This window comes from Arcicella sp. GW458-12-2-14-TSB2, assembly GCF_059423785.1.
In genome coordinates, this window is sequence record NZ_JBWKYN010000184.1 from 1 (window position 1) to 11839 (window position 11839).

An 11839-nucleotide genomic window follows, 5' to 3' on the forward strand; every position below is an offset into this window, starting at 1 on the left:
TCGCTAAAACTTTTGATTTCTCTAGCTTAGCTGATGGAAAATATACTATCGAAGTAATTAGCCAAAATGTTAACGTTGTTGAATCAAAAACTTTTGAGATCAAAACAAACCTTATCACAAACCGTGACGTAGTTGTAGCTATCCGTTAATCTTAAAACATTAACGACTATGGCAAAACAGCATTTTAACCTCTGTACAATGAATTTAGGGAAGTATGTCTAGCGATATCTTCCCTATTTTTATGCCCAATATTATGCTTCTGCCAATACTTCCTTTAATGCATTTTCCAAAATTGCTCTTACTTCGGGTCTGCAACTTCCGCAACCCATGCCTGCCCCTGTTTGTGAACACAATGCTGTAAAATCTTTGCATCCTCCAGCAATCGTATTTTTCAGATTGCCTTCGCCTACATTATTACAAGAACAAACTAATTTGCCCATTACAGGGTCAGCTTTTTTGCCACTTCTCAATAATTCCAAACGCTTATCCGAAAGCTCTATTTCGTTAGCAATTAAGCCTTTGAATTCTAAAAACTCAGATTTATCACCAATCAGAATGGCTCCTACCAATTTATCTTTGTGGATAATACATTTTTTGTAATATCGCTTGGCTTTATCTATAAAAATAACTTCCTCATATTCGGGTGATTTAGGTGTATCAATCATTCCTAATGAACAAAGCTGAACTCCTTGAATCTTCATGATATTCATCGAAAGCGAACCTTTGTAATAACTAGCATAGTCGCCTGCAATGTATTTTGCAATTACGTCTGCTTGTTGTTCGGCGGCGGCTGTAATACCCCACATTTGTCCACGCCACTGTGCAATTTCGCCAGCCGCAAAAATACTTTCGTCAGATGTCTGTAGATAGTCGTTTACAACAACCCCCCGATTTACTTCTATGCCTGCGGCACGGGCAATCTCAACATTAGGTGAGGTTCCAATCGCAAATACTGCTACCTGAGCATCGATTTTTCTACCCGATTTTAATCTTACACCCTCAAATTTATCGGTACCATACAATGCAGAGACCTCGTCGTTGAAATAGATGTCTATTCCCAAATTTAGGATTTCTGATGTGAGTAACTCAGACCCTAATTGATCTAGCTGTCTATCCATAAAACGGCTTGTACGTTGTACAATGGTCACTTTGATGTTCATTTCACGCAAAGATGCGGCCAATTCAAGCCCCAATAAACCTCCGCCAACAATCAAAGCATGAGGATTTTCTTGTTTTAAAAATGGCATTAAACTATCCGCATCTATTCTAGAACGCATATTGAATATGCCAGGAATCCTCGGAATCGACGGAGGCATGAATGCTCGTGAACCCATGCCTAGAATCAGGCGGTCGTAAGTATGCTCATTTCCTTCTGAATCTACGATTACCTTATTCTTACGGTCGATATTGACTACCTCTATGCCTTTATGAACATGAATGTTTGATTCCACAAACTGGTCTTCACGCAATTTTACCAATTGAGACCAGTCTTGAGCGCCCGAAATGTAATCTGGCAACATTACTCTGTTGTAAAAAGGATATATTTCTTTAGAGAAAACATGAATTTCATCAGTTTGATTCAATTCACGATACGACTTGATAAAACCTAACCCTGCTGAACCTGCACCAATAATGATAATTTTTTCATGCGGTTTTACATAAGCACGCACCTCAACGGCTGTGAATTTAAAATCAGGTTCTTTAGAACGTGGGTCATAAAGACTATTGGTTAAATTGTTAGTTCGACCAAAATCATTGCCTAAAATTTTACCAAAGTGCATCGGCATAAAACACACTCCTTGCTTTATATCTGTTGTAATTTTTGCTTTTACCTGTGCTTTTCCTCTACGCCCAACTATTTCTACAATTTGATTATCAACAATCTGTCTCGCTAGTGCATCCTCAGGGTGAATTTCCAGATAAGGCTGTGAAATGTGCTGATTTAATTTATTTACTTTCCCCGTTTTAGTCATGGTATGCCATTGGTCACGAATACGACCAGTGGTCATCACTAAAGGAAAATCTTCATTCAAGCTTTCAGAATTGTTTTCATCTGGCACCGCATGAATTTTTGCTTTTTGATTTAAGGTGTAGAACTTGCCGTCTGTAAACAAGCGTTTTGTTCCTCGAACATCAACATTAGGATTATCAAGATTTGAGCTTAGGGTTTTTGGAAAAGTCACAACATCTTTTGAAAAATCTGCTGTTTCTTCGTTTCTCTCAAAGCTATTTTTTCCTACTAATTGATTCGATGGATAAGGCCACTGAACGCTTCGATTTTCTTTTAAAATCTCGTAATTAAGCCCCGAAATATCAATGTTTGTTCCTTTGGTTGAACGACAATGCTCGTCATAAACATCGGAAAGGGAAGTGTAATTAAAGGCGTCGCCAAAGTCCATTTTTTTAGCGAAAAGATTAATAATTTCTGTATCAGCCATTGCCTCGCCCGGTGCATCCACCATCTTAGGCAAATAAGTAATGCGTCTTTCCGAGTTGGTCATGGTGCCTTCCTTTTCTAGCCAAGCCGCCGCTGGCAATACTACATCGGCATATTTTAACGTATCCGAACGACTAGAAATATCTTGAACAACCACAAATTTGGCTTTCTCTAAGGCCTTTTCTACCAAGGTAACATCGGGCATACTTACTAACGGATTCGTACATACGACCCATATTGCTTTCATTCGCCCCTCTGCCAAAGCGTCAAACATCTCTGTAGCGGTAAAGCCCGGTTTATCAGATATTTTTGTTCCACCCCAAAATGCCTGTACTTCATCACGATGAGTAGGATTTAATAAATCACGGTGTGCAGGTAACATATTCGCCAAACCGCCAACTTCACGACCACCCATCGCATTCGGCTGTCCTGTTAATGAAAAAGGGCCATTGCCTTCTTTGCCAATTTTACCTGTAATTAAATGTAAATCTATCAAGGACAGGTTTTTATTTACCCCCACGACAGACTGGTTCAAGCCCATTGTCCACATCGACAAAAAGCCTTTGGCTTCGTGAATATATTGTGCTGCTAATTCAATGTCTTCCACAGCTACACCACAAATCTCAGCCGCTTCTTCCAACGTCCTTTGCATTACCTGTGTTTGATATGCCTCAAAGCCATCCGTATTGTTGGTAATAAAATCTACGTCAATCCAATTTTTTTCAATTAATACTCTTCCAATGGCATTGGTCAATGTAATATCTGTTCCGGGTTGGAGTTGCAAGTGTAAATCTGCTTGAGAGGCTGTTTGCGTGCGTCGTGGGTCAACCACAATTATTTTCACAGCAGGATTCGCTTGCTTGTGAGCCTCGACCCTACGCCAAATAATAGGATGACACCATGCAGGATTAGCACCCGTCACAAAAAAACAATCTGCCAATTCTATATCATCATAACAAACAGGTACGGAGTCTTCACCCAAAGTAAGTTTATAGCCTACTACTGCCGACGACATACACAAACGAGAATTGGTATCAATATTATTAGAACCAATAAACCCTTTGATAAGCTTATTAATTACGTAGTATTCTTCAGTAAGGCATTGTCCAGAAACATAAAAACCGACAGAGTCGGGACCATATTTTTGGATAAAAGTTTTAAAAATAGCAGCAGTACGGTCTAAGGCTGTGTCCCAAGACACCCTTTGTAGTGGCATATTTCTATTAAACCTCATTTCTGGATAAAGCAATCTATCCGATTTATCCATTACGGTATAATGTAAATTCATCCCTTTTGAACACAGCATTCCTTTGCTTGAAGGATGGTCTTTGTCTCCTTCAAGGTTTAGCCTACCGTTGCCCAAATCAGTTACTTCAACGCCGCATCCAACCCCGCAGTAAGAACAGGTAGATTTATACTTTTTAAGATTCGATTTACTGCTCATTGCTTCTGATGATTTACAATATTCACATTAATTTCAATTTTTCTGTCCCTTGAATAATCCTACTTATAAGGGACTTAAGATCCTATAACTAAGTATTTTAGTGTCAATATTATTAATATAGTTAAAGTTTTAATTTACATAGTTATATTTTTATGTTTTTAGGCTAATCTAAAAAACTTTGTTTCGGCATCTCAAACATTTTTTCCGAACCAATCATGAATAAAAAGCACTCATTGAAAAGTAAAATGATTTTTATTCTTTTTTATTTGCGAAAATGGCTTATGTTACTTAGATTTGTCTAACGCTAATGAAAAAAGGCTACACAAATTTGCCTGTGAAAAGGCAATTTTGGAATTTTTAATTAATCATATAATTTGATTGTATTAATACTTAACCATTCCAAAATCTTATCTCCTTCACTCCTCCGCCAAGGACTAGGGACAAATCCCGAAGCTAACAACTTCGGGATTTTTTATTTAATCCTCTATAGAAAACTTATCAAACAATAAGCTCAGTAACTCATCGTGGACTCTGATATATTCAGGGTCATGCGTGATGTCTTTTTTGTTTCTAGGTCTTTGCAAATTGATGTCTACAATTTTTTTAATTGTTGCCGCTGGACCATTGTTCATTACTACTACTTTATCGGCCAAGAAAATAGCCTCTTCAATATCATGCGTAACCATTACAATGGTTTTATTACGATTATCCAAATTCCAAAGCTTCAATAATTCAATGTGCATCGAACCTTTGGTCAGGGCATCTAACGCACCGAAAGGTTCATCTAACAAAAGGATACTTGGGTTGATAGCAAAAGCACGAGCGATGGCTACACGCTGTTTCATTCCTCCTGATAGCTGACCCGGTAATTTATCTTTATGAGGTGTTAAATTCACCATTTGAATGAAATGATCAACAATCTCGTGTTTCTCTTTCGAGTTTTTATCTTTAAAAACTGAATCTACCGCTTCATAAATGTTTTTGTAAACCGACATCCACGGAAGCAATGAATAGTTTTGAAAAACGATTCCTCTATCTGGACCAGGACCTTTTACAATATTGCCATTGGCAATTACTTCGCCAGATGATGGTGTTACCATACCCGAAATAGTATTCATCAAGGTTGATTTACCACATCCTGAGTGACCAATCAAGGCTACTATTTCTCCTCTTTTTACGGTTAAACTAATGTCTTGTACAGCTGTAAAAGTACCTTTTGCTCCTTTGAATGCTACTGTTACGTTTTTGATGTCGATAGCAGTCTCACGGTTACTTATTTTATGAAAATCGTTGGCTGAATCAGCTAACTGACTTGTATTTAATATGTTAGTCATGATGGAATAATGATTTTGACGTTAGAATGAATATTCAAAATACAGTTTCAGATTACTTTTTGTCCCAAGAGAATGCATTTTGCAAGCCATTGAAAGCTTTATCAAATAATAATCCGACCGTTCCGATAATCAAAATTGCTACCAGAATTTTTTCTAAAGAAAGACCATTCCAACTATCCCATACAAAAAAACCAATTCCTACGCCACCCGAAAGCATCTCGCCTGCTACAATCACTACCCACGCAATACCAATGGATAAACGCAAGCCTGTAATGATATGAGGAATGGCAAAAGGCAACATTATCTTGGTTAAGTATTTCCATTTAGAAAAACCAAAGGCTTTGCCTACATTTTTATGGTCGTCTGGAATACTTGATACGCCAAAAGCGGTATTAATAACTGTTGGCCATAAAGAAGTAATAGCAATGATAAAAATAGTAGCTCCATCTGAAGCCTTGAAGGCTAATAAACCTAATGGAAACCAAGCCAAAGGTGACACTGGACGAAGGATTTGAACGATTGGGTTCAATAATTTCATCCCAATTTTTGTTGAACCCATCAATAAACCCATTGGAATAGCAATTAAGCTTCCCAATGCGAAACCTGTTGATACTCTTCCTAAAGAGCTTAATAATTGAATGCCTATGCCCTTATCATTAGGACCGTAATCATAAAAAGGGTCTGCAATAAGTTCTTTAAAAACTACCCAAGTAGAGGCTGGACTAGGAATTTCAGCCTTGGTAATCACTGAAATAAGATGCCATATACCTAATAGGATGGTCATACTTGCCAAAAAATAAAGCGTATTGATGGCTATATCTTTGATAGAAATTGATTTCATGATTTTGGTGTCTGTTGTCACTTATCGGTCAACTATCTGTAAAGTTTAGTCAACCGATAAGTGCTGACAAACTTTATTTTTTAGTTGCTTTTAAGTAATCGTCGATATTAGCTGGGTCGAAAACAACATCATAAGTAGTTTTGAAAGGCTTCATATCTACCTGAACAGGCACGCTCATTTCTTTGGCTACTTCTGCAAACAAATCATCAAGAATCAATTTTTCAGCAATGGCTTTATAATTAGGTTCTGTTTTTAAATATCCAAAACGAACATATTGTGCTAAAAACCACATGGCGTGAGATTTATGAGGCGTATTTACAACACCATTGTTATAAAACGTCATGTAATCTCCTTTGTATTTCTGCACGCCCAACTCACACCCTAAATCACTTGAACCTAACAAACGTGCCTCAATTACTTGTAATGGAGCATTTACATAATAAGGTTTCGTTAACCAGCTAGCCGCTTTTTTACGATTGCCCATATTATCCAACCATTTGCATGCTTCCAGAATGGCTTTCATTACTTTTTTCAAATCTTCTTTCTCTTCACCAGCAAACTTTGAATTAACTACCAACGCCTTTTCTGGGTGATGTTGCCAAATATCTTGTGAAGCAATGTGTGTAAAACCAACGTTCTGAGCCGCCGCAACACCATTCCAAGGCTCGCCAACACTAAAGCCTTCCATATTATCTACACGCATATTAGCAACCATTTGTGGCGGTGGAATCGTGATGATACCTACCGATTTTTGATTTACACCAGCGGCTGCTAACCAATTTCTTAACCAAATGTCATGCGTTCCTCCTGGGAAAGTCATGGCAAAGGTTACTTCTTTTCTAGTCTTAACGTCTTTGATGGCTGCCGCTACTTTGTTCATTTCTTTGTAGCCTACTAAACCACAAAAATCTTTAGAAAGCGTAATGGCCTGACCGTTATTATTCAACACCATGGCGATTTTCATTTCTGACCCTGCTTTTCCACCGACGCCTGTATAGACAGAAAGTGGCATTGAGAACAAACAGTGTGCACCGTCCAATTCACCATTCAATACTTTATCACGAATATTAGCCCAAGAGGCTTCTTTTGAAAGTTCTACATCAACGCCATATTTAGCAAAAAGTCCTAATTCTTTGGCTGCTACAAGTGGCGCACAGTCGGTAAGTGGAATAAATCCTAACTTAATTTTTCTCGCTGGTGGATTCACTCCTGAGGCTGAAACAGCCACAGAAAGTACCATTAAACACAGTACAGTGATTGATTTTTTTAACAGAGTTTTCATGTTTTTTTGTTTTAGTATTGTAAATACTCCCTGTTTCGACCCCCATCGAAGCAAGAAGGGATGTTATTGAGTGATTTAGCGAATGAGTGAATTAGTGATTGTTTTTAGTGTTTATATTAAGCATTTTACATTTAAACGATGGCATTTGTGAATCAAAACACTGGATGACAATATTTTAAACACAACTCATCACTCACAATTTACAACTTAGTATTCACTCAATCACTAACTCACTAACTAAACCACTAAATTATTTTATCGCTACTGGTTTAGCGTAAAAGAAATCTGGACGAATATTTATCATGGCATAAAACCATGTTCCAGTTTTGTTAAAACTGGCCGCTGCAACATCGGTAGTAGCTTGTCCTTTAGCAAATGGCATATTGACGGTTGCCATCATTACAGAATAGCCTAATTCAAGATTGGTAAACTTGTTCATATTGTAATTCAATGTGAAATCTATTTCGTTACCTAAATCTGTCCCTACCAATGTCCCATCGGCCTTTGTCGTTGCTTTGTTTAAAGCAAATGTGTGAAAGTCAGCTCCCACTGTTAGCACATTCGTCGTGTATTTTGCTTTAAAATATCCATTATTCAAACCTCCAGCAGGCGAATTAGTACCTACATAAAAGTAATCCATATATCCCCAATGTTTGTGTGGTGTTCCGTATAATGGGTCAAAACGATTATTCTTTCCTGACGAGCCTTTATAGTTGTTTGTCGCACTTGATCCATCGTTGCCCGAAAGCACATCATATCCTAATGTAAAGGCCCATCTACTTTTTTGATAAGTGGCTGCCAACGTATAGTGATAAGCATCCATGTCATTTCCTTCGCGGTCTTTGCCTGTTTGTCCGTAGTAGGCTCCTTGTAAAGCGATTTTTCCGAAACTAGAAGCATTACCAATGGTATGATTAATCATCAAACCATAAGTTGTACGGCTACGTGACTGGCTATAATCGAATACATCGCTCGCACCCGACGAAACAAATCTTCTTCCATACACATATCCTGTTGAGGCACTCCCTACAGAATCTAAGCGATAAGCACTGAAATCGTCTTGAAAGAATAAACCAGAAAACTTCGTTTGGTTAAACTTACGACTGATGTAAACACTTTTGAAAGACTGATAGTCTTGCGAAGCTCCATTGGTTGATGGAGGGTTTACCCATGCCAAAGCACCACCTGTTTTTACTGAATTTGCTCCGATTCCACCACCTACTGTCAAAGGAATAATTCCTGCTGGTGTTGGCACTAAAACACCTGTTGATGTTCTGGTAGTAGCACTTAAGTTCGCTGGTACATATCCTGTGCCAGTAACACCAAAAGCATCTGAGTTTTGATTATAAGCAAGCCCAATATCAAACTGCCAGCCGTGGTGTACACCTTTCAACAGCACCATGTCGTGTCTACGACCTTGTTGTAACCAATCGAGGTTACCAATTAAACGAACATCATCGTAAATCAATTCTTGGCGACCAATTTTGATACTCAATAAATCAACTAATTTAAATTTAATGGTTGTATCGGCTTTGTTAGCTAATGTTACTTCTGCCCAACCTTCATGAAGCATTAGTTTCAAACCATCTCCATTAGAGATAGAAGAAGCATCTTGCCCCCAAACACGCACATCTTGAATAGCAGCACCAAAGGTTACTCTATCCCATTTATAACCAAAGTTTAATCTTGTTCTTTGAGAAGTAAAAGCTGCCGATTTAGCATCGTTAGCGGCTAAATTTCCCAATCCGTTACGTACTTCTGTACGTGTTCTCATTTGCCCTTGCAAAGTGAATTGCGCTTTTGCGACAAATTGGGTATAAACACCCAAAATTAAGACTAATGCAAGCCTAGAAATGTAAGATTTTTTCATACTTTTGTGATTGATTGTGAAAAATTTTAACAGAGTTTACGCAATTTCGCCCGAATCGAGACCCCCATCTCATTCGGGTTTTTCTTTAATGTTGAGTCGATAGCCCCCACCATCAACCCAAAATTCTACTCATTTTAGAATGGTTAATTAATACAATATTTCAAAAAACGTTTTCTCAAAAATTTTGAGCGATTGTTTGCAAGCACGTACTGCTTGTAACATTGGTTTAAAGAGGATTAAGCAATTTCTAGGGTTTGTTCTGTTACTGGTAAAGTCTTTTTCTCGAATTTAATAAGTGCCGTTAATCCCCCAATCACCGCTACACTTATTCCAATATAAATGAATGCTTCTGCATAAGTAATGGTTTCTGATTTGAACAAAAACCCTGCTAATACACCGCCTAAATTCCCTCCTGCACCCACAATACCTGCTACCGAACCTACATTTTTTGAATCGATAAAAGGTACAATGGCATAAGTTGCTCCGTTAGCCATTTTCAAAAACATGGCAAAACCCAACATCGCTATTACGGCAAAACCTATTGAGCCTGTCTGAGCAAAAAGCATAATTCCTAAGCCTTCCATCACTAGCAAGCCTGCTAATAACCAGCCCTTGCCTTTCATTCCGTACACTTTACCTACTTTATCTGCCACAATTCCACCGATGGCTCTGGCAAAAAGATTCATAAATCCGAATGCGCCAGCTAATAAACCTGCTGTTTTTAAATCGCATGAGAAGTTTTCAGTAAAATAAAGTGCTGCTACGTTATCAAATGTAATTTCGATACCAAAACAAGCACCGTATGCTAGAAACAAAATCCAAGTACGATAATCTGATGCTGCCGATGCGAAAGAGCCTTTTTGAACTGCTTCTCTTTCAATATTAGCGTAGTTGCCTGTAGGTGTATCCTGAGTGAATTTATAGTAAACAAAAGACATAATCAGCAAAATCACTCCCGGAATTATCATGGCGAATCTCCAAGCATTATGATTGGCATATCCTGCTCCAACAAAGGCCGCAAATACCAATGGCATTACCATATTGGTTACTCCTCCACCTAGATTGCCCCAACCTCCAGCTACAGCGTTAGCTGTCCCTTTGATACTTGGTGCAAACATTGCTGAGGTGTGATATTGCGTAATGACGAACGATGCTCCAATGACACTAATAGCTAACCTAAACAATAAAAATGATTCATAACTATTTGCCAAACCGATGGTCATTACTGGGATAGAGCCTATCGCTAATAACCATGTATAAGTAAGTCTTGGCCCTAGTGTATCGCATAGGCGACCGATAATTAAACGTGCAAAAATAGTGGCAGAAACTGAAGCAATAATGATGTTCCCGATTTGACCTTTTGTTAACCCTAAATCGTCTTTTACGATTTTCATTAAGGGTGCGATTCCAAACCAACCAAAGAAACAGAAAAAGAAAGTAAGCCAAGTAATGTGAAAAGTTTGCATTTGAATGCCTTTGAAAGAAAATACATTCAAAGCATCAAGCGGCTTGTTTGTACTGATATTTTTCATAACCTTTTTTTAAAACAGAGAAATTATCTTCTTAAAAATTTCTCCGATTTGTAAAATCTATCGCCCCCACGATAGACTTTTTTCAACGGATGCTGAAGGGAAGAAAAAATTGTATTTATTTGATAACTAACTGATCACTAAACTTTTCGATAAATGAAGGGTGTAAACTCACCACTTCACCGATTACAATCACAGCAGGGTTTGATATTTGCTGTTCTTTCACAATTGGAATAATAGTAGATACTGTGCCGATAGCAAAATTTACATTTTCACGCGTACCATTCTGGATAATCGCTATGGGCGTTTCGCCTTTACCATTTTGTTGGAACAAGTCACAGATTTGATTCAGCTTACTCATTCCCATTAAAATCACTACTGTTGCACTTGACTTTGTTGCTAATGCTATATCTTTTGATAATTCTCCTGATTTTGTTGTTCCTGTTATTACCCAAAAACTTTCTGAAAAACCTCTTGTTGTTACTGGAATGCCGATGGATGCAGGTGCGGCAATGGCCGAAGTCACGCCCGATACCACTTCACATTCAATGTTAAAATTTCGAGCATATTCTAGTTCTTCAAAACCTCGTCCAAATACATACGGGTCTCCACCTTTCAACCTCACTACATGACCGTACTCTAAGGCCAAGCTTACTATTTTTTGATTAATCTCTTCTTGGGTATAAACATATTTGCCTAAGCGTTTCCCTACATAAATGCGAAGTGCTTTAGGATGAGCGAACTCCAATAATTCTTCATTGGCCAGTGCATCATATAATACAACATCCGCCGATTTAATTGCACGAATACCCTTTACTGTAATAAGCTCTATGTCTCCGGGGCCGGCACCAATTAAAGTTAATCTTGGAATATTCATATTTTAGTATTTTATACCTGAACAATAATGATTATAAATACTTAGTTGTGATTTCGATACAAACATTGCATATAATTGTTAATAATCAAAATAAAAGTTTCAAAAATTATTAATTTTCTCAAAAAATTTGCAAAATCATAAAAAATAGGTTTAAATTTGAACATGAAATAAGCATTTTTACGTATTTTATTTAAAAACAGGTTTATATTTAAAGTGCAATTATCC

Annotated in this window: 7 protein-coding genes; all 7 read right to left on the minus strand. The window is 37.7% G+C overall.

Annotated elements, in window-relative coordinates; genetic code table 11:
- Positions 1-251: 251 nt before the first annotated feature.
- Positions 252-3881, minus strand: coding sequence for a molybdopterin-dependent oxidoreductase (locus tag AC07XN_RS20300; protein WP_494744363.1), 3630 nt, complete (start codon positions 3879-3881; stop codon positions 252-254).
- A 476-nt stretch (positions 3882-4357) separates the two neighbouring features.
- Positions 4358-5215, minus strand: coding sequence for an ABC transporter ATP-binding protein (locus tag AC07XN_RS20305; RefSeq protein WP_494744364.1), 858 nt, complete (start codon positions 5213-5215; stop codon positions 4358-4360).
- A 52-nt stretch (positions 5216-5267) separates the two neighbouring features.
- A complete protein-coding gene (gene ntrB / locus AC07XN_RS20310; protein ID WP_309923695.1) occupies positions 5268-6056 on the minus strand; it encodes a nitrate ABC transporter permease in 789 nt (262 codons plus the stop codon).
- Between the two features lie 73 nt (positions 6057-6129).
- Positions 6130-7338 carry a CmpA/NrtA family ABC transporter substrate-binding protein gene (locus AC07XN_RS20315; protein ID WP_494744365.1) on the minus strand — a complete coding sequence of 403 codons (1209 nt, stop codon included), beginning with the start codon at positions 7336-7338 and terminating at the stop codon, positions 6130-6132.
- A gap of 250 nt (positions 7339-7588) precedes the next feature.
- Positions 7589-9208 (minus strand): alginate export family protein, encoded by a 1620-nt coding sequence (locus AC07XN_RS20320; RefSeq protein ID WP_494744366.1) that lies wholly within the window; start codon positions 9206-9208, stop codon positions 7589-7591.
- 236 nt (positions 9209-9444) lie between these two features.
- Entirely contained in the window at positions 9445-10740 is a 1296-nt protein-coding gene (locus AC07XN_RS20325; protein WP_309923688.1) for an MFS transporter, read from the minus strand.
- 115 nt (positions 10741-10855) lie between these two features.
- On the minus strand, positions 10856-11614 hold the full coding sequence (gene cobA, locus AC07XN_RS20330) for a uroporphyrinogen-III C-methyltransferase (RefSeq protein WP_494744367.1): 759 nt from the start codon (positions 11612-11614) through the stop codon (positions 10856-10858).
- Positions 11615-11839: the final 225 nt, after the last annotated feature.

Excerpts from the sequence above, each read along its gene's own strand:
- AC07XN_RS20300 (WP_494744363.1), bottom strand. The coding sequence starts at position 3,881 with ATGAGCAGTAAATCGAATCTTAAAAAGTATAAATCTACCTGTTCTTAC.
- AC07XN_RS20305 (WP_494744364.1), bottom strand. The coding sequence starts at position 5,215 with ATGACTAACATATTAAATACAAGTCAGTTAGCTGATTCAGCCAACGAT.
- ntrB (WP_309923695.1), bottom strand. The coding sequence starts at position 6,056 with ATGAAATCAATTTCTATCAAAGATATAGCCATCAATACGCTTTATTTT.
- AC07XN_RS20315 (WP_494744365.1), bottom strand. The coding sequence starts at position 7,338 with ATGAAAACTCTGTTAAAAAAATCAATCACTGTACTGTGTTTAATGGTA.
- AC07XN_RS20320 (WP_494744366.1), bottom strand. The coding sequence starts at position 9,208 with ATGAAAAAATCTTACATTTCTAGGCTTGCATTAGTCTTAATTTTGGGT.
- AC07XN_RS20325 (WP_309923688.1), bottom strand. The coding sequence starts at position 10,740 with ATGAAAAATATCAGTACAAACAAGCCGCTTGATGCTTTGAATGTATTT.
- cobA (WP_494744367.1), bottom strand. The coding sequence starts at position 11,614 with ATGAATATTCCAAGATTAACTTTAATTGGTGCCGGCCCCGGAGACATA.